Source organism: Sulfurospirillum diekertiae, assembly GCF_002309535.1.
Classification (GTDB): Bacteria; Campylobacterota; Campylobacteria; order Campylobacterales; family Sulfurospirillaceae; genus Sulfurospirillum; species Sulfurospirillum diekertiae.
Map to the genome: position 1 here is coordinate 1609888 of NZ_CP023275.1, position 25290 is coordinate 1635177.

Below are 25290 nucleotides of genomic sequence, written 5' to 3' on the forward strand. Positions count from 1 at the left end.
ATTTCCCTTTAAAAGATTTCATTCAGTGCAATGTGTTCGGCACGTTCCAAAAGCGCTTTAGCCCCTCTATCAAGCACTTTTTGCGCTAAAGCTTTACCAACAGTTGCATACTCTGTGCGTGTTGTTGTTATCTCTTCTTTAAGCATTTCCGAACCATCAGGAAGGCCAATAATCGCTTTTACATGTAAAGCATCGCCACGTAGTTCTGCATTCACACCAATAGGCACTTGACAGCCACCTTCAAGGATCGTCACAAAGTCGCGCTCAACGCGGGTTTCGATGATGGCATCTTCGTCGTTAAGTACCGAAACCAAACGTTCCACTTCGGCATCACAGACAATTTCAATACCAAGCGCCGCTTGACCCGAAGCAGGGATCATCACCTCTTTTGAAATCGGTGCAAAGTGTGTGACTTCACTGGCAAGCCCCAAACGGTTTATACCAGCACTTGCCAAGATAATTGCATCAAATTCGCCCTCTTTGAGCTTGCGAATCCGTGTATTGACATTACCTCGTAGATTTTTAATCACAAAATCAGGACGAAGTTTTAACAGTTGCATTCGACGTCTTAAACTCGTTGTTCCAACCACAGCACCTTGAGGCAATTCCTCTAATGAAGCATATTTTTCAGAAAGCATAGCATCACGGACATCTTCACGTTTGGTAATGACACCCAGTTTAAGCCCTTGTGGAAACTCCATCGGAACATCTTTCAGACTATGAACGGCAATGTGCGCTTCACCCCTCAGCATCGCCTCTTCAAGCTCTTTCGTGAAAAGTCCTTTGCCTCCTATTTTTGCTAAAGCAACATCTAAAATTTTATCGCCTTTGGTCATCATAATAGAGAGTTCGACCTCAAGCCCAGGGTGCGCTTTTTCAAGTTCCGCTTTGACATGTTCGGATTGCCAAAGGGCAAGTTTACTTCCACGGGTTGCAATAATTAGTTTTTTCATTTAGACTCTTTTATAAATTTTCTATAACTTCGTTTTGTATCATCTTTTTTGCCATCAAGGTAAATGGTTGGAGTGCCATTAACCATCAAAGCATTGGCTAATTCTTGATCGCTATTGAGTTGTTTAAGAATATGGGGTTGGTTAATTTGCTCAATCGTAAAATTTTTATTTAATGCTTTGTTGAAAATATCTAAAATTGCTTTTTCATCCGTCTCTTTAATATCAAAAAATTCTTTATAGACTTTTTTGACAATTTCATGATCACCCTTCTCTTCTGCAAAAATCATTGCTTTGACGAGTGTTGGAGATGCTGGATGGATATTCAGTGGAAAATGGTAATAAAAAAGTGCAAATGTTTCAGGATATTTCTGTACATCGGCAAGAACTTCTGGGACAAAATCCATACAGAAAGGACACGATGGATCACTAAATACAACGATTTTATGAGGTGCATTAAGATTGCCTGCTAAAAGATGCTCTTTATTGTAGGCAGAGGCATCCATATCAAGCGAATAACTCCCCTTGACGCTTCGACCGTTGTTCAGATTTGTAAAATCCTTACTCAAGATTTTTCCATTGGTAAAGACCATATCATTGACGGAGAGTTTTTTACCCTCTTGCTTGACTAAATTAAGATCAATACGCACAAAATAGACCATCCAGTCAGGCATCTCTTTCATCGCTTCTTTTTTGAGAATAACAACTTTATCAAACGTATAATTTTCATTCGGAACAATGGCTTTTTGTAAAAATGTCGTGACTTTTGTGTCAAGATCAGCATTTGCATCTGCGGCAAAAAGTGAAAAACTACTTAAGGTGATTAGTGTCGTCAATAACTTCAACATCAATGATCTCATCTTTTTTTCCTTCCGTAAAATATTCAGTAGAACTGTTCTCATCTTTTACATGTAAAAATTTTGAAGCAAACAGTGTCACAATAGAGCTAAATTGCAACAAAAGTCCTACAATATCGCCTAAAAAACCTGGCAAAATTAGCAAAATTGCACCTACAATGGTCCAAAGATTCAGTCGTTGAAAAGATTCAATGCTAATCTCTCCTTGCATCAGGGCATTAAGGTTTTGCATCAGTGTAATACGCATATTTGCAAGTAAAATAAACCCGAGTACAGCAGATACGACAAGCTCAATAAACGTTGCAAATGCGCCTATAGCAGAAGCAATATTGACACTTACCATGACCTCTAAGAAGAGATAGATTAAAAAATATTTCACGCTAAAAATTCCTTGAGTTTAAAAAGAGCTTCCTCTTTTTTAACAACGGTTTTTTCCAATGTCTTACGCTCAACAATTTCAACAAAACCCTCTTCAAGCTCTTTACCAACAATCAGTGCATATGGAAGACCAATGAGTTCATAATCTTTCATTTTAAAACCAAAACGTTCATTTCGATCATCTAAAAGAACACTGTAACGCTCTTTTTTCAAGGCATTATACAGTTCTTCTGCATAGTTATTTTGTGCTTCATCTTTGACATTGGAAACAATAATATCAAGCAAATAAGGCGCTGTTTGTTTATTCCAAATACACCCTTTTTCATCATGGCTTGCTTCAATCATTACCGCGACCAAACGACTCACACCAATGCCATAGCATCCCATATAAAACGGTTGTGCTTTACCATTTTTATCTAAGAATGTCGCACCCATCGCTTTAGCGTATTTTTGTCCCAGTTGGAAAATGTGCCCTACTTCAATGCCTTTGGTAACGCCTAGTTCACCGCCACAACAAGCGCATTTGTCACCCGCCTTGACACTCGCAAGGTCTTTGTAGCGATCTTCGTTGAAGTTAAACATGGAGACACCTACCATGTGAAAGTCTGTTTCATTGGCACCACAGATAATATTTTTAGCCTCTTTAAGTTCTAAATCTATGTAAAATTTTACACATTCTAGTCCGACAGGTCCAATAAAACCTGCTTTGAGCCCTGCACGTTCAACCTCTTCTAAAGAAGCGTCTAAAAGATCAAGTGCACCACAGGCATTTTGTGCTTTGGTCTCTTGAAGCTCATCATTGCCTCTAACAAAGAAAACAACCACCTCTTCTTTATCCACATAGACCGCTTTTTTTACTACCGCTTTAATGCTGTAGAACGGATCGACTTTAAAGAAATTACAGACATCGTCAATGGTTTTCATATCAGGCGTTTTAAATTTGGAAAGATTCGCTTCAGGAGCTTCAGATGGGGCAAGTTTAGGAGCACGTTTTGCCGCTTCGATATTGGCAGCATAGGAGCATTTTTGACAGACAACAATGTCATCTTCACCATTTTGTGCCAATACCATAAACTCTTTACTACCACTACCGCCAATGGCACCGCTATCAGCATCTACCGCTCTAAAATCGAGCCCTAAACGCGTAAAGATTTTGGTGTAGGTCTTTTCCATCACATCAAACTCTTTTTTCATACACGCTTCATCTTCATGGAAACTATAACCATCTTTCATCGTAAACTCACGACCTCGCAGAAGTCCAAAACGAGGACGTGCTTCATCACGGAATTTGGTGGTAATTTGGTACAAATGCAGTGGTAATTGTTTATAGCTATTGATGCGGTTGCGAACAATATCCACCACTACCTCTTCATGGGTTGGCCCTAAAACAAATTCATTCTCTTTTCGATCTTTAAAGCGACACAACTCTTTGCCAAAAACATCATAACGTCCACTTTGTTTCCACAGTTCTGCAGGAGTGACCACATCCATTTGGATCTCTTGCGCACCCGTTTCATCCATCTCTTCTTTAACAACATTTTTAATTTTATCAAAAACGATTTTTCCCATCGGCAAAAAGTTATACAATCCGCTACCTACTTGAGAGATAAAACCACCACGCACCAAAAATTGATGGCTCGGAAGTGTTGCATCTTTAGGCGCATCCTTGGTTGTTGGTGCATATAATTTTGAAAACTTCATTACTTAACTCCCATTTGGTATTCACATTTATACATATTCATTCGTTTGGTTTGATCTTCATTAATGTTAAAAATATATTGAACCGCTTGTACAATCGTATCGGCTTCAGGTTTTTCCGCGACTTCTTTGAGGTTTTTAGTGGGTGAGTGTAAAAAAGAGTTAAATGCATGATGCAAGAGTTTTTCTACCTGCTCTTGCAACTCTTCAGGAATATACCCTTTTTTCACTGCTTTTTCTAACTCTTGCAAGGAACACTCTTTGGCTTGATCGCGAATCTCTTTGATGATAGGGTCGACACACATACTTTGCAACCATTTAAAAAAGTCCATCGTAGCTCGACCCACAATAGAATAAGCAATTTTGGCTTGCTCTTCACGAAGAGACATGTTTTGATTTACAATCTCTTCCAAATCATCGACCGCAAAAATATGGAGATCCTTATGCTCACTCACGTCAATATCACGAGGAACCGCTATATCAAACCAATACCGTGAGAACTCACGCTCTTCAACCATATCATCGGTAATAACACTATGAGGCGCTCCCGTAGCTGTAAAAACGAGGCGGTAACGATTAATAAATTCTGTCAATTTTGAGTAAGGTGCAATCGTTGCCAATTCACCCAATTCTGTGGCTAAAGCTTGGGCATGTTCCAAATTACGGTTGATAATAATAATGTTAACGCCACTGGAAATTAAATGTTTTGCTGCTAATTGACTCATCTCACCAGCCCCCACAACCAAAGCGGTTAAGCCTCCAATATTGCCTAGTAAATCTTTGGCTTTACTCACCGCAACACTTGAAACCGAAACAGGACTTTTTGAAATATCGGTTCGACTACGTACTTCAGCGGCACAGCGAAAAGCATGGTGCATCGCACGTCCTAGTTTTTGTGCGCAGTAGTTGTTCTCAAATGCAAATTTAAATGCTTCTTTAAGCTGACCCGCAATTTGAGTCTCACCAATGACTAAACTATCAAGAGAAGAACAAACGGTAAAGAGATGATGGATCGCACCATTATCCTCATAAACATCTGCCCTATCCTCTAATTCTTCACGCGGAATGCTCGAAACGCGACTGACAAGATCAAACATATCGTTCAGTGCTGATTCACACTCTGACACACTCGCAATCACTTCGACACGATTACATGTAGAGAGTAAGATCACTTCGTTCACAGCGGCACAACTTGTCAATGTTCCCATAAACGTACGGCATTTTTCTTCTGAATTAAAAGCCAATTTCTCACGAATACTAATATCTGTGTTCTTATGTGTAAAACTCATAGTGAGGTAATGCATTAAAAATTCCTCTCAATCATCTCTTTAATAATAGTGCTCAAACCCACATCTTCTTCTTTTTCAATGACCTCTAACGCTTCCAAGCCTAACTTCCGTGCATACGAAATGGAGTCTTCCAGTGCTTTTGTTTCATTCATTTTTGTTTTAATCCACACTTTTTGTGTTTCATCGAGTTCTTGCTGGAACAAAGAGAGCAGTTTTGTCTGATCCGAGGAAGAGAGTTTACGGTACATGTAAAGATAAGGCAAGGTTGTTTTTCCCTCTTTAAAGTCATTTAATGAAGGTTTCCCAAGCGTTTCACTGCTTTGAGTAATATCTAAAATATCATCGATTATCTGAAAAGCAAGCCCTAAATTTTTGCCATACAGAGCATAAATAGTAGCATTTTTGCCAGCAAGTAATGCCGCAGCTTTAGCGGAAGCTTCGATTAGGGAAGCTGTTTTTTTATAAATCATATCAAAATAACGCTCTTCACTGTCATTAAAAGCATGGGAAAGTTCAACATCTAATAGTTCACCAACAGAAAGAAGTGCAACAGCGTGAGAAACACTATAAGCCACATCATTGGGCATAAATGTCAATTCGCTAAAGCCTTTTGAGTAGAGTATATCGCCTAGCATTATGGCTGTTTTATTGCCAAAAAGCGCATTAATGGAGTCTTCCCCTCGTCTCGTGAAAGCATCATCAATGACATCATCATGTAACAAGCTTGCCGCATGAATAAGCTCAACAATAGCAGCGAGCTTAAGAGAGTTATCTGTAACTCCAGCAATCTTTAAAATGAGTTTTGCGCGTAAACGTTTACCTTTCGGAACTCTATGAAAGAGTTCAACACTGCGTGCGTCGCCTAAAGAAGCGACCATTTCTACCATCAAATTTTCAACTTTTCCTAACACCTGTGCGATCCTACGGTTTCTTTTTGGGTTTAAATTCAACTTCTATACGTTGTAAATTATCTTCTATAAATATATCTAAAATTGCCTCTTTATTTCTTTGATCGAAGTCATTAAAAACAATCTTCAGATACGTTTGAGCAAGCATTTTGTTGTCACCATCAGGTAACAATGGAATAATCACTGTCTCTAGAGGATGTTTCTTCTGCATTATATATTGCATGGGATAGCCTCTATAGTTGACTAATACTGTCAACATATTATTCGTATACAGTGTCCAACGTAAGCGTAAAATGTACTCATTGTTGGGATTATCTGCTGTAGGTTTTTTTGTAACCTCTTTATGGTTAATTAAAACCAACCCTATTTCATCTTTTTTAAGAATAAATTGATGGGTGTATTCGTAATTAATCCCTGCTGAGAGAGCATATGTGCACGCTACTACCCAACAAACAAATCCTAGCCCTATTTTACTCATTTTGAGTTAATATTTCTCCCATTGTGCTAATAAAAAGATCATTATTGTGCTCAACAACAGAATCTGTCTCATCCATTAACACCGTAGAAATCAATCCTTCAAGAGCATCGATTCCAAACTGTTTTTCAAGTAAAATCTCCATGGCACTGTAACGATCTACGATTTCTAGAAGCTTCATTTTGACTAAATCTTGGTTAGCATGAAAGAGAATATCAAAAAATTTACTTTTGGGGCTTCCCATAAAAAAGTCATCTTCATCTTCGTACAACATCAAATTCTCCTGTGCTTTTAAAAAGATACGATTATAGCACACTAAAACTTGTCTCATCTAAAACAGCTACTTTCATAGATCATTTTAACAATGAATATTGACTAACAAAGTGTTAGTCATTGTCGTATTTCCTCCATTAAATATCCTCATTAAACACACCATAAAATAGATATTTACATATAATTATATGTAAAATAATCTGTTAAATTTGTACTGTTAGTATATACAATATAAATAGAAATTTACGTATTATTTGTTACATTTACATCTTTACATGTAAAACATATAAACACTCTTTATTGGTATATGCCCTACCCTTTTCTTGATATACCAATCTCTACTTTTTTAATCATTAGTTGCTTGATAGAGTTACTTGACATTTAAAAATATTTAGTCTATACTTTCATCAACACTACATCAAAAGGATGAAAGATGAATCAAGAAACCCTCGCCTTACATTACGGATATGATAAGCAACACTTTGGAACAATGTCAGTACCAATCTATCAAACCACTGCCTATGACTTTGGAAGTGCAGAGACTGCCGCCAATCGTTTTGCCCTTCGCGAACTGGGACCTATTTACACGCGTCTAAACAATCCAACAACAGACGTCCTTGAAAATAGAATTGCCGCTGTTGAAAATGGTGAAGCAGCGATTGCAACCGCAACGGGACAAGCGGCTATCTTTTTCGCTATTGCAAACTTGGCAGAAGCTGGAGATAACATCATTGTTGCTAAAAAAATCTATGGTGGGGCAACGACATTACTTACACACACGATTAAACGTTTTGGTATCCAAGCAAAACTCTTTGAGAGCGATGATGCCAATGATTTGGAAGCACTTATTGATGACAAAACTAAAGCAATCTTTTTTGAATCACTGTCAAATCCACAAATTGCAATTCCAAACATTGAAAAAATCGTTGCTGTAGCCCAAAAATACAACATTATTACCGTATGTGATAACACCGTTGCAACACCAATTCTCTTCCAACCACTCAATCATGGCATAGATGTAAGTGTTCACAGTGCAAGTAAATACATCTGCGGTCAAGGCAGTGCAATGGGCGGATTGGTTGTTGAAGCCAAAGGACTTAATGCTAAACTTATCGGTAATCCACGCTATCCACAATTCAATGAACCCGATGAAAGTTACCATGGCTTAGTTTACGCAACATTACCGTTCCCTATTTTTTCACTTAGAATTCGCCTCTCACTCATCCGTGATATTGGAGCAACTATTGCGCCATTTAACTCTTGGTTATTGATTCAAGGGTTAGAGACGTTATCACTACGTGTGAAAGAGCATTCGCGGAATGCTTATAAAGTAGCTAGTTTTTTAAAAGCGCACCCTAAAGTAAAAAAAGTCTCTTACCCTGCTTTAGAGAGTGACCCTTTACACAGTAGAGCGAAACAGTATTTTAAAGAGGGCCAAACATCTGGACTGTTAAGTTTTGAAGTTGATGATTTTGAATTTGCAAAACACATTCTTAATTCCACAAAAATATTTTCCGTTGTTGTGAATATTGGTGATTCAAAATCGATCATTACCCATCCTGCAAGCACAACCCATCAACAACTTTCTGTTGAAGAATTAGAGCTTACAGGTGTTAAAGCTGGACTTATTCGACTCAGCATTGGACTTGAAAATGCAGATGATCTTATTGAAGATCTTAAAATTGCTTTAGGTTAAGGAAGCAATATGTCATTACTCTCAACCAAAGGAATGTATGGTTTAAGTGCCATGTACCAACTCTTTTTATCAAAGAGTGTGAAACCTTTGCAAATTAAAGAGATCTCTGCACGTGCTGAGATTCCACAAAACTACTTGGAGCAACTTTTGATTCTATTGCGTCAAGCAGGTTTAGTCAGTAGTGTTAGAGGTGCCTATGGCGGTTATCTTCTAGCCAAGAATGCTCAAGATATTTTGATTAAAGATATTTTGATCGCCCTTGAGGGAAATCTTGTCGTTACAGAAGGAGAAGTAAAAGACCCTGTACTTCGCATTTTCTATGAAGAAAGCAATGCCAAGATACAAGAGATTTTTAATTTACCGCTTTCTGAGTTTGACGTTTATGCACAACGTCTTAACAATCAATTAAATTATAACATCTAAGGAGATTATTATGTATGCACACAATGTAACTGAACTAATTGGCAACACTCCTCTTGTCAAACTAACCCGTGCCTCAGAAGCTTCCAATGCTTTGGTACTAGGAAAATGTGAATTTCTAAACCCTTCACATTCGGTGAAAGATCGTATCGGATTCAATATGATTAAAACAGCACTTGATAAAGGATTAATTGATCTCAATTCAATTATCATCGAGCCAACAAGTGGTAACACGGGTATTGGACTTGCGACCGTATGTGCAAGTTTAGGGCTTAAACTGATACTTACAATGCCTAGTTCCATGAGTTTAGAAAGACGTAAACTTCTAGCAGCATTAGGTGCAGAACTTGTACTAACAGAACCTGCCTTGGGAATGAAAGGTGCTGTCGAGAAAGCAACTGAACTCTCAAAAGAGATACCAAATTCATTTGTGCCACAACAATTTTCCAATGAATCAAACCCAGCCATTCACTATGCGACCACCGCTGAGGAGATTTGGAAAGATACCGATGGTAAAGTCGATATTTTTATAGCGGCTGTTGGTACCGGTGGAACCATTACGGGTACAGGGAAAAGACTAAAAGAGCTCAATCCTAATATCCAAATTATTGCAGTTGAACCAGAAACATCTCCTGTTCTTTCAGGTGGAAACCCAGGACCGCACAAAATCCAAGGAATTGGTGCTGGATTTATTCCTTCAGTCCTTGATACAAAATTGTATAATGAAGTGGTTAAAGTCAGCTATGAAAATGCTATTGAAACTTCTCGCAATCTTGCAAAACAAGAAGGCTTATTGGTAGGTATTTCAGCAGGTGCAAACGTTTATGTTTCATCCCAAATAGCACTTAAACCTGAGAATAAAGGTAAAACAATTGTTACTATTTTATGTGACACTGGCGAGCGTTACCTAAGTGCAGGATTATATGAGTATAAAGAGTCGTAAAACGACTCTTTATTTTATTTCTTCCTCTTTTATTCATTTTTATGGTACTATTTTCTCAACATAAAAGGGGTACAGGTACGTTATGAAACGAATCCCACGCATTCTTCTTAAAAAGCCTATTTTACTTGGTTCAATAACATTTGTTGTGAATCTTGTCATTAGTATGTCACCTGTTCTATACCTTCATGGGAAACATGTAGAACACTACAAAAGTATCCCTTCTTTCAATACGCAACTCCTTATCGAAGAGCAGGACATTGTTTACAGTGCCCTGCTCTATTCCTTTATTTTTGCATTTATTATTTCCATTCTTATCACACTTCTAGCCTTTTTTTTTAAAAAATCTTACCTTGAAGTTGAAAACTTATCACATTTTGATGGTCTAACAGGACTGTATAATCGTCTGATGTTTATGAATGTCTTTCAAAAAGAAATACAAAAAGTAAAACGTAACCGTGACTATCTTTTTTTAGTCATCTTGGATATAGATGATTTTAAGCCTATTAATGACACTTATGGACATCTTATAGGGGATGAGGCAATTAAAATAACGGCTAGTACGTTACAGCAACTTCTTCGTGCCTCTGAATCCATTGCACGTTTTGGTGGAGATGAATTCATTATCTCCATTGTTGATCAGGATAAGAATGCTGCTTCAACGATTGTCAATCGTATTTTAAATGAATTTAACAACAAAACAATTCCCGTTTCTCGCAATCACGATCAACAAGAACTTCAAATCAATCTCAGTATTGGATACACACTTTACAGAAGTGACGATGATTTTAAAACAATGCTGCAACGCGCAGATCAAGCATTGTATATCTCTAAAGAAGCCGGTAAAAACACCGCCACATTCCTAGCTTAAACCAAGTCTTACCCCTATTTTTGTATAATCTAACAAAAATTTATAAGGTATAGATGACTATGAGTGAAAAAAGCACCGTTTACAACCCAAAAGAAATAGAAGAGAATTATTACAAAATTTGGGAAGATAGAGGCTATTTTGAAATTGACGGCAATAAAGCCATTCAAGAGCAAGGCAAAAACTTCTGTATCATGATGCCACCTCCCAATGTTACGGGAAGTCTCCATATCGGACATGCACTTACGTTTACACTCCAAGATATTATCACCCGTTTTAAACGCATGGATGGATTTAAAACACTTTGGCAACCAGGAACTGATCATGCGGGAATTGCCACACAAAATGTGGTTGAAAAACAACTCCTGGCTCAAGGTATTAAAAAAGAAGAGTTGGGACGCGAGAAATTTCTAGAGAAAGTTTGGGAATGGAAAGCGTACAGTGGCGGACAGATCGTTCACCAAATGCGTAAACTTGGTGTCTCTCCTGCGTGGAGCAGAGAACGTTTTACGATGGATGATGGACTTAAAAATTCTGTTAAAAAAGCGTTTGTTAAATACTATAAAGAAGGACTTATTGTTCGGGGTAACTACATGGTAAACTGGTGTACTCATGATGGTGCGCTGAGTGACATTGAAGTAGAGTATGAGACCAACAAAGGCAAACTGTATCATTTAAAATATTTTCTCAAAGATTCTAAAGAGTTTTTAGTCGTAGCGACCACTCGTCCTGAAACCTATTTTGGTGATACTGCTGTTATGGTTCACCCTGAAGATGAGCGCTATAAGCACCTTGTAGGTCAAAAAGTGATTCTTCCACTCATTGGTCGTGAAATTGAGATCATTGCTGATGAACATGTCGATATGAGCTTTGGAACAGGCTGTGTTAAAGTTACACCTGCGCATGACATTAATGACTATGAAGTCGGTAAACGTCATAATTTAGAGTTTATCACGATTTTTGATAGCAATGGTATTCTTAACAATTACTGTGGTGAATTTAAAGGGTTAGAACGCCTTGAAGCACGTGCGCCTATTATGGCAAAACTACAAAATGAAGGGTTTGTCGATAAAGTCGAAGATTATGAAAACCAAGTGGGTCACTGCTATCGTTGTAAAAATGTGGTGGAACCTTACATTTCCAAACAGTGGTTTGTCAAAAAAGAGATCGCGGAAGGTGCTATTGCAAAGGTCAATGAACACCTAGCCGAATTTTACCCAAGCCACTGGCTCAATTCCTACAATGCATGGATGAAAGAGCTTCGTGATTGGTGCATCTCGCGCCAGCTTTGGTGGGGACATCAAATTCCTGTTTTTTATTGTGATGCGTGTGGCCATGAATGGGCAAGTGAAGCGGAGAGTGAGTCAGAATGCCCTAAGTGCTACAGCAACAAGCTTCACCAAGACCCTGATGTCCTTGATACATGGTTTAGCTCAGGTCTTTGGCCTTTTTCAACACTCGGCTGGGGAAATGGGGATGCTTACAAAGATGAAAAATGGAATGAAAGCGACTTAAAAGATTTTTATCCCAATACCCTGCTCATTACAGGCTTTGATATCCTCTTCTTCTGGGTGGCACGTATGATGTTTTCAGGAGAACATACACTGGGCAAGCTTCCCTTTAAAGATATTTATCTCCACGCTCTTGTCAAAGATGAACACGGTCAGAAAATGAGCAAAAGCAAAGGAAACGTGATCGATCCGCTGGATACTATTAATGAATACAGTGCAGATACTTTGCGCTTTACCCTCGCCATTCTTGCAGTTCAAGGTCGTGACATCAAACTGAGCGGTGAAAAATTAGAGCAAATTCGTAACTTCACCAACAAACTTTACAACGCTTCACGCTTTTTGTTGATGAATGCAAACTCATTTGAAGATTTAGACAAGATCGAAATTAAAACCGCTCTTGGTTTATACATGAAAAGCCGTTTAGCAGTAGCAATGGAAGAGGTACGTGCTCACTTTAGCGATTACCGTTTTAATGACGCAGCCACCACACTGTACCGCTTCTTGTGGGGTGAATTTTGTGATTGGGGTATTGAGCTGAGTAAAGCAGACAAACCTGCTATTTTGGAGCTTGGAGCTATCTTTAAAGAGGCAATGAAGCTTATTCATCCCTTTATGCCATTTATCTCTGAATTCCTCTACCAAGAACTTTCCGATAAAACACTGGAAGACAATGAATCCATTATGGTCAAACGCTATCCTCATGCACTCAAACAAGACGAAAAAATTGAGAAGACCTTTGAACTTGTTATCGAAGCGATTGTAGGCATTCGACGTGCCAAGGCCAATATTGATCTTGGAAACAAAAAAATAGAGCACGCTTTTATCAAAGTTTCTGATGCTGTAAACCTAAAAGATGCGTTGAAATACATTAGCTTATTGGCAAAAGTTGAAAATATCGACTTTACTGAGGTTAAGATCGCTAACTCAGCCACCGACGTGGGCGATAACGTTGAGGTGTTTATTCCACTCGATGGTGTTGATTTGGGCCCCATCGTTGAGCGCCTGAACAATCAAAAAATCAAGCTTGAAAAAGAAATTATGAAACTCTCAAGTATGCTCTCCAACGAGCGCTTTGTTGCCAATGCTCCAAAAGAAGTTATTGCAGAAAATCAAAAAGGGTTGGATGATGCTAAAGCTAAAATGGTCAAAATTGAAGCGGAACTCATTTCACTCGGTATTTAATCTTTACATGTAAAGCAGTTGGAGCTTTCAAGCTTCAACTGCTTTGCCTCTTTTTACGCCTTTGGACGAAAAGGTTTGATCACATCCTCGTTACATGTAAGAAAAGGTCCTTCTAAAAGATCAATGCAATACGGCACAGCAGGAAAGACTGCATCTAAACATTCACGTATGGATTTAGGTTTTCCAGGAAGATTGATAATCAAACTACGACCACGAATACCTGCCGTTTGTCGTGATAAAATGGCGGTAGGTACATACTTAAGACTCACTTGACGCATCAATTCTCCAAAGCCTGGCATCATCTTCTCGCAGACAGCCTCCGTAGCTTCAGGCGTCACATCTCGAATAGCTGGGCCTGTGCCTCCTGTAGTGACGATTAAACAGCATTCATCATGATCTGCCATGTGTTCAAGGGCTGCTTCAATGAGTGGCTGTTCATCAGGAATCACTTTGTACACGCTCTCCCACTCACAGCTTAGATACTCACTTAAGACTTGAATAATTGCTTTACCTGAAAGATCTTCATAAATACCTGCACTAGCACGATCAGAGATCGTAAGAATACCAATTTTAATCTGTCTCATATTATTGCTCCATGTTAAATTCGAGTAACGCTTTAATCGTTTTGGTATAAGGAGCATCGACGCCTATTTGATGAAGAGCTCGAATGACAACACCACAAATTTCTTCTATTTCTAACGTTCTACCATGTTCTAAATCAACCAACATAGATGGCTTAATCGAATCAAACTGTTTAATTAAGGTAAACATAGCATCCACATCTTCTTGCGAAATCTTTACATGTAAACTACGTGCAGCATAAGCGGTTTCTTGCATAAGTCCATAAACCACTTCGCTAAGAGGACTTTTCTCAAACAAAATACCTGTTTTGACACGCAGTAACGCGCAAAGTGCATTAACCCCATTGTTAATAATCAGTTTTTTCCACAGTTCTTGTTTGATGTCATATGTCGTTTGGGTTGGAATCCCTGCATGATTTAAAACAAGCGATAATGCTTCCAAAAAACGCTCATTTTCCATCGTTGTATGCATCATACCTAAAATGGTTTCCGCACTGCCAACCGCTTCTACATATCCAGGAGAAACCACATGTGCCCCAATTTTTCGTGTCAATCCGCCCATAATATACTCTTCGGCAAAATAGTCACATAAGATAGCTTCATTTTCAACACCATTTTGCAAAGAGAGGATATACGGTGGTTTCATTTGAGCTCGAAGCCATTGCGCAAGTTGAATGGAGACTTCACGTGTTGCAATTGATTTGGTTGCAAGAATAATAAGATCAAATGAAGTAGCATCTAATTCAGATAAACTCGGTAAATCAAGTGCTTGAATTTTTTGATCAAATTCTAAACTCGGATGCTTTACATGTAAACCCTCAGTTTGAAGCGCTTCAAGGTGTGCCCCTCGTGCAATAAAGACGACGTGATGACCATCTTGGAGAAGTTTGGCGCCAAAATAGCTTCCAACTCCTCCCGCACCTAGAATGATAATATTCATTTTTTTGATTGAGAAAGACGCACACGAACACTTGCTTCATGCGCACCCAGACCTTCAGTGTGAGCAAGCAATGCGCACGCTTCACCAATTTCATCAATGCCTTGTTTGCTCATACTGATGATAGAAGAGCGCTTCAAGAAATTTTCAACGCCAAGCGGCGAGTAAAACTTAGCTGTTCCACCCGTTGGAAGGGTATGATTGGGTCCTGCGATATAATCTCCAATGGGTTCAGGCGTATACAAACCCATAAAAATAGCACCTGCATGGTGAATCTTTGGCAGGAGATCAAAAGGATGAGACGTAACCACTTCTAAGTGTTCAGGCGCAATTTGATTCATCAAATTCACCGCTTCATCCATATCACGCGTCACAATAATCGCGCCTCGCTCTTTGATAGAAACTTCGGCAATCGCTTTGCGATCTAATGTCTCAAGCCACGTATAAATTTCGGTACGTGTTTTTTCCGCAATTTCAAGCGAAGGTGTAATCAAAATAGAACTGGCCATCTCATCGTGCTCCGCTTGTGAAAGCAAATCAATCGCTAAGAGGTGTGGGTTAGCAGTCGTATCGGCTAAAACACCAATTTCACTTGGTCCTGCAATCATGTCAATGTTCACCTCACCAAAAACGAGTTTTTTTGCCGTTGCCACAAAGATGTTACCAGGGCCCGTGATCACATCGACTTTTGGAATACTCTGCGTGCCGTATGCCATTGCCGCAATCGCGCTCGCACCACCTACTTTAAAAGCCTTTTTGATGCCACATAAATGCATCGCAGCCAAAAGCAATGGATTGAGTTCATTATTGGGAGCAGGCGTACAAACAACAACCTCTTTCACCCCTGCGACAAGTGCGGGAATTGCATTCATCAAAAGACTACTGGGATACGCTGCTTTTCCACCCGGTATATAAAGCCCTGCACGATCCACTGGCGTTACTTTTTGCCCCAAGACAGTGCCATTCTCTTCAAAATCAAGCCACGATTTTGGCATGAGCTTTTCATGGTACGCATAAATGCGTTTATACGCTAGCTCTAATGCCTCTTTGAGTTTAACATCAAGAGCATCGTACGCTTTTTTCATATCACTTGTTTTGACTTCAAGTGCTTCATCGTTTGCAACATGCCATTTATCAAATTTTTCAATATGATTTTTTAAAGCACCATTACCATCGGCTTTAATCTCTGCAATTATAGTCGAAACAATTTTTGAAACATTGTCCATATCCATATTTCCACGACGCAAAAGTGCATCGAACTGGACTTGAAAATTTTGTTCGCTGGTTTTTAAAAGCAACATCGTTAATCCTCTTTATAAGTGCTTTATTATAGCATATTTGCCTTACGCACATACCGAGCAATCATGGAACTATTGCCCAAAATCCCTCCTTGATGCAAGTAAATAGGCGTTCCATCCAGTGAAGCGATATGTTCCAATAGCACTTTCCAGCCCACAGGATCGTACACCAAATCAAACGTTACACCCATCTCATCTTTCAATGATTTCCATAACTCAAAAAGCTCTGGGTACAATTTGCCATAGTGATATTTTTTCTTGGTCTCTATAATGGTGGGGGCACATGTCAGATCAGATTCAACCATCTTCCACTGCTTTTGTAAATACATACTATCTCCCACGGTATTACATGTAAAGACAGGAAAGGGAAGATGCTTTTGTAAAAACAGTGCTGTTGTACCTGTTCCTGAGGGTAAAAAAAGATAAGGGTTTTGAATGGAATGTGTTTGTATGTCCGATAGAAGCTCATTGGCTAAAATTTTCATACCCTCTTCTGCTTCAAGCTGCCTGCCCCCTTCCTTTACATGTAAACTTGTTTCATCAAGCCACTTTTTAGCTTCTTCTTCGCGCAAATGTGATTCGATGATGTTCATTCCATTCACAAGTGCCTCTTTATAATTACCGATAGGATTTTCTTTGAGAAAGTGTGGAATATGATCGCATACATAGATGAACTCCCACCCTTTAAGGCGGGCTAAAACAGAGAGAGAATACATCGCGTTGGACTGATTTGATCCAGAACTTACCACACGCTTGATATGAGAAAAATCATGCGTCAAAAAGTAGTAAAATTTACGTGCTTTATTACCAGAAAAATCTTTATCCAACAGATCATCGCGTTTAATATAAAAAATATGGTTCTTAAAAGTTTGTTTTTCAAAAGGAGAAGGAGGAAAAAACATCGTTACATGTAAAAAGAAGGAGACCTCAAAAGAGGTCTCTTAAGGATTATAAGCGATTGAGACAATTAAGATCTTCAAAGGCTTTCAGTAAGCGGCTTTTAATAGCCTCTTCACCTGAGCGAAGCCATTTGCGTGGATCATAATATTTTTTATTCGGTTTATCGTCACCCTCTGGATTACCAATTTGACCTTGAAGATACGGTGCATATTTTTCAACATACCCTTTGACGCCTTCCCAAAATGCCCATTGCGTATCCGTATCGATGTTCATTTTAATGACACCGTACCCTACCGCTTCACGAATGTCGGAGAGTTCACTGCCACTGCCACCGTGAAATACAAAATTGACTGGTTTGGCATCGGTTTTAAACTTCTCTTGAATGTATTTTTGAGAATTATCTAAGATTTTTGGTGTCAAGTTGACGTTGCCTGGTTTATACACACCATGTACATTGCCAAAAGAGGCAGCAATGGTAAAATTAGGACTAATTTTTAAAAGCTCTTCGTAGGCATAAGCAACATCTTGCGGCTGCGTATAAAGAGCTGAATTATCCATACTGGTATTGTCCACACCATCCTCTTCGCCACCCGTACAACCAAGCTCAATTTCCAATGTCATGCCCATTTTACTCATGCGTTTGAGGTAAGAGACACACGTGTGTACATTTTGCTCTAGTGGCTCTTCTGAGAGATCCAACATATGAGAACTAAAAAGTGGTTTGTGTGTTTTAGCAAAATGCATCTCGCTAGCGCTTAAAAGCTCATCAATCCACGGAAGAAGTTTACGTGCAGCATGATCCGTATGTAAAATTACGGCTACACCATAGTATTCAGCAAGTGTATGGACATGTAAAGCACCACTAATGGCACCAAGGACTCCTGCTTTAAGACCATTCACACCTTTACCTGCATAAAATTCAGCTCCACCACTGGAAAACTGAATAATAACTGGTGAATTAGCCGTTTTGGCTGCCTCTAAAACAGCATTAATAGAATTTGTTCCCACAACATTGACAGCAGGGATTGCAAATTGATTGGCTTTTGCAATTGCAAAAACTTTCTGCACATCATTACCCGTAACAACACCCGGTTTTACAAAATCAAAAATTTTCGCATTCAACATGAAAACGCCCTTTATTTCAATTTTTACATACTTTTATAGGCTAAGCCCAAAAAGATTACATTACGCTATGCTCTAAAGCTTAACTCTTGAAGTCAATGTAACATAATTTTATAGTCTAAGGCTTTTAGCCTCTATTTTAAAAAACAAGATTTTTGTGAAAAGCCTTACCTTTTTTGGGGTAAGGCTCTCTTTTTTGGGGTTATTTAATGGTTACTTTTGCGTTTTTTCTAAGTGTTTGTGCTTTATCTTGTACTTGAATACGGAATTTTTCCATTTTCAAGCCATTTTCAATTTGTGGTTTTACTGTTTCAAATGTTGCTTTCTCAGCTGGTTTTGTATCTTCAACTAAGATAACATGGTAACCAAATTGTGTTTGAACAGGCGTTTTAGTAATTTCACCTTTTTTAAGTGCAAATGCTGCATCTGAGAAAGGTTTTACCATTTGATTTGCAGCAAACCAACCAAGTTCACCGCCACCTTGACCGCTAGGTCCTGTAGATTTTGTAGTTGCAAGCTCAACAAATTTATCATTGAGTTTTTGACCTGTCAATCCATCAAGTTCTTTGATAACATCTTTAGCTTCTTGCTCTGTTTTTACAAGCACGTGTCTTGCTTTAACGGTTGCTGGTTGCATAAATTTGTCAGCATTTTTGTCATAATAGTCTTTAACGTCTTTTGGATCAACTTTAACAGCATCAAAGATTTTTTTCATCCAGACTTCAAGAGCAAGATCTGCTTTGATTTTTTTCAAAGCTTCCGTATAATCTTTCTCTTTTTCTACACCACTTTTCATTGCTTCCGTAGTCAAAAGTTTACGCTCAACTGCTTGCTCAACAATTTTTTGTTTTGCATCAGCAGGAAGTTCTTCAAACTTTGCGCCTTGCATAGCACGCATAAGAACAGCAATGTCTTGTTCATTGACATCTTCACCATTAACGGTTGCATATGTTGTCGCATTTAAACTTACACCTAGTACTGCAGCTGCAATACTACTTAGAATAACTTTTTTCACTAAAATCCTTTATTGAAGTAATTCGCGTATTGTACCCCAAATCTTATTACTATTTCTTAAATGAAATGTTAATTTTAAGGATTGTCGGTATAATTTTCAAAAAAATAAGGTAGATGATGAAAAAGGCCACACAAAAAGAGGTTGTAATTATTAAAGCTCTTTTTTTGGAACATTACCCCAAAGCGGTTACTGAACTAAAATATAGCTCTTTGTATGAGCTTCTTGTCTGTGTCATGCTCTCAGCCCAATGCACCGATAAACGCGTCAACCTTATTACACCTGCCCTATTTGAACGCTATCCTCATGCAAAAGAGCTTGCAGAGGCGAATCTCGATGAGATCAAATCATTCATTGCTTCGTGCTCTTTTTTCAACAATAAAGCCGTGAATCTTCTTAAAATGGCACAAAAAGTCGTTGAACTGTACGATGGAGAGATTCCTTTGGATGAGCAAAAACTCATGGGACTCGCAGGTGTGGGACAAAAAACCGCTCATGTGGTGATGATCGAATATGCTTCTGCCAACTTAATGGCAGTCGATACCCATGTTTTTCGAGTCGCACACCGTCTAGGACTTTCAAGTGCTAAAACAGCCATTAAAACGGAAGAAGAATTAACCAAAATTTTTAAAAATGATCTTGCTACGCTACACCAAGCGATGGTACTTTTTGGCAGATATACCTGTAAAGCGGTCAATCCCTTGTGTGAAACGTGCTTTTTAACAGAACATTGCAAAACAAAACAGACATTTAAAGTTTAACTTAGCCCGTAACGGTATCAATCCATTTAATGGAACACCCTTGCGAAGGATGCTGAATTTTAGGTGCATCTTGCTTACTAAACAGTAACATGATTGCCTCTCTTAAATCTTCCTCTTTCACACTACGCGCATCTTGCCAATTATCATCCAATCTTCCATGATAATAAAGTTTCTCTTCACTATCAAATAAAAAAATATCAGGAGTGCAGACAGCACCAAGATGTTTTGCCACACTTTGATTTTCATCAATAAGATAAGGAAACTCTAGTCCCATCTCTTTGATTTTATCGAGCATATGAGCGGGTGAATCTTCTGGGTAGTTAGGATGAATGTTTGGGTTGATCGCAACCGTGGTGATGTCAAGTTTTTTGGCAAACTCCGCAACGGCGTTCAATCTCTTCCAAATAGCATTAGAGTAAGGGCAATGGTTACACATCACAGCGATTAGAAAACCACCTTTTCCGAAAAGTTCTTTACTTTTGAAAATTTTTCCATTTGGATCTTCAAGTTCAAAATGTTCCAGTTTATGACCTAGTTCCACTAAAGAGGAATGTATTAATGACATGGCTTACTCCTTATAGGTATTAATGATATTTTGAACAATGAACGCTGTATTTGAAACAGAATTCATGTCACACTCTTCTCTTTGAGAATGAGGATAGCGAATCGTCGGTCCAATAGAAACTGCTTCTATCTTTTTAGCTTGACGCATGATCAACTCACCACACTCAAGTCCTGCATGAATCGCTTTAAAGGTGGCATGAGGATAAAACTCTTTCATCACACCTTGAACGCGTTGTGCGAAAAGTGTCATTTCAGGCTTCCACGCTCCATGCCATCCTTCTTGTACAGCCTCAAAACCAAGTGCTTTAAAGAAGGCAACAGTTTCATGTGCCAGTATAGCCAAATTTTCATCATCCATTGCACGTGCTGCACAGTCAAATCGAAGCACACCTTCAAAATCGGAAACAATACCAAGATTGATACTCATAGAAGGAATATCAAGCTCTCGATCCCATTCACGAACACCTTGGGCAAAGGCACCCAAAGCCTTTATAATAGAGCTTGATTGAGCAATATACTTTGTGTGCGAGCCTTTCTCCAAACTCTTTACATGTAAACGTGTATCTTCTACATGTAACGGTGTTTTGGATGCGACAATGGCTGTTGCACTTTTAGGAATGGCATTACGCCTCTCCCCTCCATGCAATGAGACTAAAAGAACCTCATGTTTCAAAAGCTCATACCCTAAAGCTTTAATTGCTGAAGGGATTTTTTTATCAATATCGACCCCTGAATGTCCCCCAGTAAAGTTAAACGCACTGATTTCATAGAGTTTAATCTCTTCATCCAATGGCATATACTGTAGTTTCAAAGAGGCAATGACATCCATGCCACCTGCACAGCCAATGTAAATTTCACCCTCTTCTTCTGCGTCAAGATTGAGCAGATAGGAAGACTTTAAGGGGAGACGAAACTGCATTGCACCAATAAGTCCAACCTCTTCATCAACTGTAAAAAGACACTCTAAATTTTCATTATGCTCCATGGCCCAAAACATAATGGCCATGCCCATGCCATTATCAGCTCCTAGTGTAGAGTTCTTAGCTTTGACAAGCGTACCTTCCATGACAATCTCTATGGGATGGGTATTGCCAATACAGACCATATCGTAGTGCGCTTGTAAGCAGACTTGAGGTGCTCCTTTATGGCATAAAATATTTCCTACATGATCTTCGTGAACACTAAAACCAAGAGAGTGCGCAAACTCACAGATATACTCTTTCATCTTTGTCGTATGATAGCTGCAACGTGGAATGGCAGTAATTGCTTTAAAATGCTCTAATATTGACTCCATCTAAACCCTTGAAAATTTAATAAACGAAATGCTATTATACAACCCATGAAAACAATATTAATTTTACTCACTGCCATACTTTTACAAGGCTGCGTCTATTTTAATGACCGAGGAGTATCGGGACGCTATTATAATGATTGCACAGAATATTACGATGGTATGGGTATTTACCATAAAGATTGTGATGAAAATATTGTCGACTACAAAACCGTAACAGATGGTGTTTCAAAAGGGGTCGACAAGAGTGTTAATGCTACCAAAAGCCTTTTTGAATAATCAACGATGAGTTTAGAAACAATCCGCCAAGAGCGTCTTGCTTGGCTAGAATGGAAAGATATTAAGCCGATGCGAGAAGCACTTACCTCTCTTCCTATGCTTGAAAATATCTCTTTTTCACTGGGCGATACTATCACGATAAAAGCTTTACATGTAAAGTTTTTTGATCAAGAAAAAATTAAACAGTGTGCCCTCGCTCTCAGACCATGGCGCAAAGGTCCTTTTGAAATTCTTGATACTTTTATCGATACTGAATGGCAAAGCTTCATCAAATACAATCTTTTAGAGCCTTACTTTAATCTCGAAGGAAAAGTCGTTGGTGATATTGGTTGTAACAACGGCTACTATCTCTTTCGGATGCTTTCACAACGTCCTAAAAAACTCGTTGGTTTTGACCCATCAGCCCTCTATAAAACACAATTTGATTTTATCAACCATTTCATTCAAAGCGATATTGTCTATGAGATGCTTGGCGTTGAGCATCTGCCAGAGTATGAGCACAGATTTGACACGCTCTTTTGCTTAGGCGTTTTGTACCATCGAAGTGATCCTATACAAACACTCAAAGCGCTCTACCAAGGTCTTAATCCTAATGGTGAGCTGATTTTAGATACCTTTATGATTGATGGAGACACACCTGTGGCACTGTGCCCCTCAAAAACCTATTCAAAAATTCCTAATGTCTATTTTGTACCAACCATTCCAGCCCTTTATAACTGGCTAGAACGTGCAAAATTCAGAGATATTGAACTCTTGGAAATCAAAAAAACCGATGCCAATGAGCAGCGGAAAACAGAGTGGATTTATGGTGAAAGCTTGGAAGATTTTTTAGACCCAAATAACCCAGAACTCACTATCGAAGGATTTCCAGCACCCAAACGGGTTTATATTAAAGCAAAACGTTAAATCCGTCGATTTGTTATCAATTATAAATTTATTGTGGAAGATTATAGCGCCTAGGTGCGCGGGCTCTCTGCCGAAGAGAACTCAATGTTAACGCAATTTTTAAAGCTTTGCATTAAAAGCGTGTCAAAAAAATAAAAATAGCAAGGATGCTAAATGGTAAAGAGTAAAGCGGGTTTAGTTCAAGAGATGCTTGACAACACCACTAATTTTGATGATGAGTCAGACAATCAGGATGAAAGTTCGCTCGATTCTACCAATTTTTTAAATGACGATCTCAAAACTCACATTAAAATCAAAAGTACTCTTGTGGGAAACCTCACAGAACTGAGTAAAAATAGCTCCAAAGTCCTTTTGCAAACAACCCATGAAATGAGTGTCGATGAATTTGGTTTGATTCACAGTGGTTTTCTTTTTGGTTCAGCAGAATATGCGGCTGTTGCGGCTGTTAATGAACCCAATGTTGTCGTCATTGGATGCCGTTCTAAATTTTTTGCACCTGCCAAAGTGGGCGATATTGTCAATTTTGAGGCTAAAGGTCGTTTTGAAGATGCCCGTAAAAGAGAGATCAAAGTTATCGGTACCATTAACGAAATAAAGGTATTTGAAGGTATTTTTCAAGCCGTTTTATTAGAACACCATATTCTTGAAACCAAAATTGAAGAGCTTCAAGCAAGCTTCAGTCCAAAAGAGTTTTCATAGAAAATTAAACCAATACGGCACGTTTTGTTGCTCAACTTTAAGTGTCGTACTTTCTCCATGCCCCGGAAAAATTTTCCAATCAGCATCAATTTTTAGAAATTTTTCCAGACTTTGACGCATTTGGTCAGCATTGCTGTACGGAAAATCATATCGACCAATCGAATTTTTAAAAATAAAATCTCCACTAAAAAGGGTATTATCAATTAAAATGGCACTGCAACCGGGTGTATGCCCTGGAAAATGAAAAAATTTGACACATATACCTTCAATATCAAAACTCTCATCACCCACAACTTTTACATTTGCATAACTAGGAGGCGTTCCTTGTCCAAAGGGATCATCTTCAAGCATAAAACAATCATCTACAGGCGCATAAATTGGGATGTTTAATTGAGCTGAAAGTTCAGCATTACTCCATACGTGATCAAAATGACCATGCGTATTTAAAATAGCGATAGGATGATGCACATTGCGTAAAACCCAACTTGTTGCTTCCATTCCTGGGTCAATAATAAGTTCTTTGTCATGAATAGTAATGATATAACAATTGGTTCCGTATGCCCCACATGCTCTACTTTTGATTTGCATTAGCTACTTCTTTTATGAATTTCTAAAATTTTAACACATCTCATCTTATTTTGCTTTAGAAGCTTAAAAGATTGCATTAATTTTAAGTTTAGTATAATTAATCTATTGCTTAAATTGATTACGAGGTTACTGCTATGAATAAATACCAATCTATCGAAAATTATTTAGTTAAGTTTCTTCAAGATGAGGTGCGAAAAGCTGGTTTTTCCAAAGTCGTTTTAGGAATTAGTGGTGGCGTAGATTCGGCTGTTGTTGCCATTCTTGCCCACAAAGCTTTTAAAGATAATCTTTTAGGCATCATGCTTCCAGCCTCTACTTCAAGTAGTGCAAGCTTTGAACATGCAAGCGAACTTACTCAGAAATTTGGTATCAAAACTGAAAAAATCCCTGTTGGTCCTCTTGTTGATACCTACTTCCACGATAAAAAAGATGCTTCAAAACTTCGCATTGGTAATTTTAGTGCACGCATGCGTATGGCAGTTCTTTACGATATTTCAGCACGTGAAAATGCTCTTGTTTTAGGAACGGGAAATAAAAGTGAAATTCTGCTTGGATACGGTACTATTTTTGGTGACCTTGCCTGCGCAATTAACCCCATTGGCGAACTTTATAAAACAGAAATATTTGAATTTGCAGCACACCTCGGTGTACCAAACTCTATTCTTACCAAGGCACCATCGGCTGATCTTTGGGAAGACCAAAGTGATGAGGGAGAGTTTGGATTCAGTTACGCACAAATTGACAAAGTGCTTTACGCTCACATAGAAGAACACAAAGATAAAGAAGCTCTCCTTGCTGCTGGCTTTGAAAAAGAGCTTGTTGAAATGGCATTAGAGCGTATTGCAAGCAATCTTTTTAAAGGAAAACTTCCAACCATTGCTGATTTATCAGCGGTAAAATAAAGGAT

27 protein-coding genes are annotated in these 25290 nt (G+C 38.6%); 10 read left to right on the forward strand and 17 right to left on the reverse strand.

Annotated elements, in window-relative coordinates; all coding sequences use genetic code 11:
- Positions 1-8 precede the first annotated feature (8 nt).
- The 8 genes from hemC to SJPD1_RS08395 are packed head-to-tail and all read right to left on the reverse strand — an operon-like array spanning position 9 to position 6886.
- A complete protein-coding gene (gene hemC, locus SJPD1_RS08360; RefSeq protein WP_096046747.1) occupies positions 9-953 on the reverse strand; it encodes a hydroxymethylbilane synthase in 945 nt (314 codons plus the stop codon).
- Positions 950-1810, reverse strand: a complete 861-nt coding sequence (locus SJPD1_RS08365; RefSeq protein WP_096046748.1) for a DsbA family protein — start codon at positions 1808-1810, stop codon at positions 950-952. Before SJPD1_RS08365 ends, hemC begins: the two co-directional genes overlap by 4 nt.
- Positions 1761-2186, reverse strand: a complete 426-nt coding sequence (locus tag SJPD1_RS08370) for an FxsA family protein (RefSeq protein WP_096046749.1) — start codon at positions 2184-2186, stop codon at positions 1761-1763. Before SJPD1_RS08370 ends, SJPD1_RS08365 begins: the two co-directional genes overlap by 50 nt.
- A complete protein-coding gene (locus SJPD1_RS08375) occupies positions 2183-3886 on the reverse strand; it encodes a proline--tRNA ligase (protein ID WP_096046750.1) in 1704 nt (567 codons plus the stop codon). Before SJPD1_RS08375 ends, SJPD1_RS08370 begins: the two co-directional genes overlap by 4 nt.
- Positions 3886-5187, reverse strand: coding sequence for a glutamyl-tRNA reductase (gene hemA, locus SJPD1_RS08380; RefSeq protein WP_096046751.1), 1302 nt, complete (start codon positions 5185-5187; stop codon positions 3886-3888). Before hemA ends, SJPD1_RS08375 begins: the two co-directional genes overlap by 1 nt.
- Positions 5187-6083: a polyprenyl synthetase family protein gene (locus SJPD1_RS08385; protein WP_096046752.1), complete on the reverse strand. Its 897-nt coding sequence runs from the start codon at positions 6081-6083 to the stop codon at positions 5187-5189. Before SJPD1_RS08385 ends, hemA begins: the two co-directional genes overlap by 1 nt.
- 10 nt (positions 6084-6093) lie before the next feature.
- Positions 6094-6558, reverse strand: coding sequence for a hypothetical protein (locus SJPD1_RS08390; protein WP_096046753.1), 465 nt, complete (start codon positions 6556-6558; stop codon positions 6094-6096).
- Positions 6551-6886 (reverse strand): DUF2018 family protein, encoded by a 336-nt coding sequence (locus SJPD1_RS08395; RefSeq protein WP_226372175.1) that lies wholly within the window; start codon positions 6884-6886, stop codon positions 6551-6553. Before SJPD1_RS08395 ends, SJPD1_RS08390 begins: the two co-directional genes overlap by 8 nt.
- Before the next feature lie 375 nt (positions 6887-7261).
- Here SJPD1_RS08395 and SJPD1_RS08400 point away from each other — a divergent pair, with 375 nt between their 5' ends.
- The 5 genes from SJPD1_RS08400 (at position 7262) to SJPD1_RS08420 (ending at position 13445) form a co-directional block, all read left to right on the forward strand.
- Entirely contained in the window at positions 7262-8524 is a 1263-nt protein-coding gene (locus SJPD1_RS08400; protein ID WP_096046755.1) for an O-acetylhomoserine aminocarboxypropyltransferase/cysteine synthase family protein, read from the forward strand.
- Between the two features lie 9 nt (positions 8525-8533).
- A complete protein-coding gene (locus SJPD1_RS08405) occupies positions 8534-8947 on the forward strand; it encodes an RrF2 family transcriptional regulator (RefSeq protein WP_096046756.1) in 414 nt (137 codons plus the stop codon).
- A 10-nt stretch (positions 8948-8957) separates the two neighbouring features.
- Positions 8958-9887, forward strand: coding sequence for a cysteine synthase A (gene cysK / locus SJPD1_RS08410; RefSeq protein WP_096046757.1), 930 nt, complete (start codon positions 8958-8960; stop codon positions 9885-9887).
- An 82-nt stretch (positions 9888-9969) separates the two neighbouring features.
- Positions 9970-10755, forward strand: coding sequence for a GGDEF domain-containing protein (locus tag SJPD1_RS08415; RefSeq protein WP_096046758.1), 786 nt, complete (start codon positions 9970-9972; stop codon positions 10753-10755).
- A 59-nt stretch (positions 10756-10814) separates the two neighbouring features.
- Positions 10815-13445: a valine--tRNA ligase gene (locus SJPD1_RS08420; RefSeq protein WP_096046759.1), complete on the forward strand. Its 2631-nt coding sequence runs from the start codon at positions 10815-10817 to the stop codon at positions 13443-13445.
- 53 nt (positions 13446-13498) lie between these two features.
- On the opposite strand, the gene mog is transcribed toward SJPD1_RS08420, so the two are convergent.
- The 6 genes from mog to SJPD1_RS08450 all read right to left on the reverse strand — a co-directional run bounded on the left by mog (position 13499) and on the right by SJPD1_RS08450 (position 19298).
- Complete coding sequence (gene mog, locus SJPD1_RS08425; protein ID WP_096046760.1) at positions 13499-14029, reverse strand: molybdopterin adenylyltransferase; 531 nt, start codon at positions 14027-14029, stop codon at positions 13499-13501.
- Position 14030: 1 nt separating this feature from the next.
- Complete coding sequence (locus SJPD1_RS08430) at positions 14031-14966, reverse strand: ketopantoate reductase family protein (RefSeq protein ID WP_096046761.1); 936 nt, start codon at positions 14964-14966, stop codon at positions 14031-14033.
- Positions 14963-16264 (reverse strand): histidinol dehydrogenase, encoded by a 1302-nt coding sequence (hisD, locus tag SJPD1_RS08435; protein ID WP_096046762.1) that lies wholly within the window; start codon positions 16262-16264, stop codon positions 14963-14965. Before hisD ends, SJPD1_RS08430 begins: the two co-directional genes overlap by 4 nt.
- A gap of 26 nt (positions 16265-16290) precedes the next feature.
- Complete coding sequence (locus tag SJPD1_RS08440; RefSeq protein ID WP_338055363.1) at positions 16291-17088, reverse strand: 1-aminocyclopropane-1-carboxylate deaminase/D-cysteine desulfhydrase; 798 nt, start codon at positions 17086-17088, stop codon at positions 16291-16293.
- A 121-nt stretch (positions 17089-17209) separates the two neighbouring features.
- Entirely contained in the window at positions 17210-18286 is a 1077-nt protein-coding gene (gene fbaA / locus SJPD1_RS08445) for a class II fructose-bisphosphate aldolase (RefSeq protein ID WP_210394349.1), read from the reverse strand.
- Between the two features lie 199 nt (positions 18287-18485).
- On the reverse strand, positions 18486-19298 hold the full coding sequence (locus tag SJPD1_RS08450; RefSeq protein WP_087438771.1) for a peptidylprolyl isomerase: 813 nt from the start codon (positions 19296-19298) through the stop codon (positions 18486-18488).
- A gap of 116 nt (positions 19299-19414) precedes the next feature.
- On the opposite strand from SJPD1_RS08450, the gene nth reads away from it, so the two are divergent.
- The gene (gene nth / locus SJPD1_RS08455) at positions 19415-20056 is read left to right on the forward strand and encodes an endonuclease III (protein WP_096046764.1); all 642 of its coding nucleotides are present in this window, start codon (positions 19415-19417) and stop codon (positions 20054-20056) included.
- Between the two features lies 1 nt (position 20057).
- Here the strand turns inward: nth and SJPD1_RS08460 are convergent, their stop codons facing one another.
- Together SJPD1_RS08460 and SJPD1_RS08465 are read right to left on the reverse strand one after the other, a co-directional pair.
- Positions 20058-20621: a thioredoxin family protein gene (locus SJPD1_RS08460; protein ID WP_096046765.1), complete on the reverse strand. Its 564-nt coding sequence runs from the start codon at positions 20619-20621 to the stop codon at positions 20058-20060.
- A gap of 3 nt (positions 20622-20624) precedes the next feature.
- A complete protein-coding gene (locus SJPD1_RS08465) occupies positions 20625-21914 on the reverse strand; it encodes a zinc-binding metallopeptidase family protein (protein ID WP_096046766.1) in 1290 nt (429 codons plus the stop codon).
- A gap of 45 nt (positions 21915-21959) precedes the next feature.
- On the opposite strand from SJPD1_RS08465, the gene SJPD1_RS08470 reads away from it, so the two are divergent.
- From SJPD1_RS08470 to SJPD1_RS08480, 3 genes are all read left to right on the forward strand, one after another.
- A complete protein-coding gene (locus tag SJPD1_RS08470; protein WP_096046767.1) occupies positions 21960-22190 on the forward strand; it encodes a hypothetical protein in 231 nt (76 codons plus the stop codon).
- 6 nt (positions 22191-22196) lie between these two features.
- Positions 22197-23096: a tRNA 5-methoxyuridine(34)/uridine 5-oxyacetic acid(34) synthase CmoB gene (cmoB, locus tag SJPD1_RS08475; RefSeq protein ID WP_096046768.1), complete on the forward strand. Its 900-nt coding sequence runs from the start codon at positions 22197-22199 to the stop codon at positions 23094-23096.
- Positions 23097-23249: 153 nt separating this feature from the next.
- Positions 23250-23795: a thioesterase gene (locus tag SJPD1_RS08480; protein WP_096046769.1), complete on the forward strand. Its 546-nt coding sequence runs from the start codon at positions 23250-23252 to the stop codon at positions 23793-23795.
- Here SJPD1_RS08480 and SJPD1_RS08485 read toward each other — a convergent pair.
- Positions 23790-24383, reverse strand: a complete 594-nt coding sequence (locus SJPD1_RS08485) for an MBL fold metallo-hydrolase (protein WP_096046770.1) — start codon at positions 24381-24383, stop codon at positions 23790-23792. The genes SJPD1_RS08480 and SJPD1_RS08485 overlap by 6 nt on opposite strands.
- 134 nt (positions 24384-24517) lie before the next feature.
- Here SJPD1_RS08485 and SJPD1_RS08490 point away from each other — a divergent pair, with 134 nt between their 5' ends.
- A complete protein-coding gene (locus SJPD1_RS08490; protein ID WP_096046771.1) occupies positions 24518-25285 on the forward strand; it encodes an NAD+ synthase in 768 nt (255 codons plus the stop codon).
- The last annotated feature ends 5 nt before the right edge of the window (positions 25286-25290 follow it).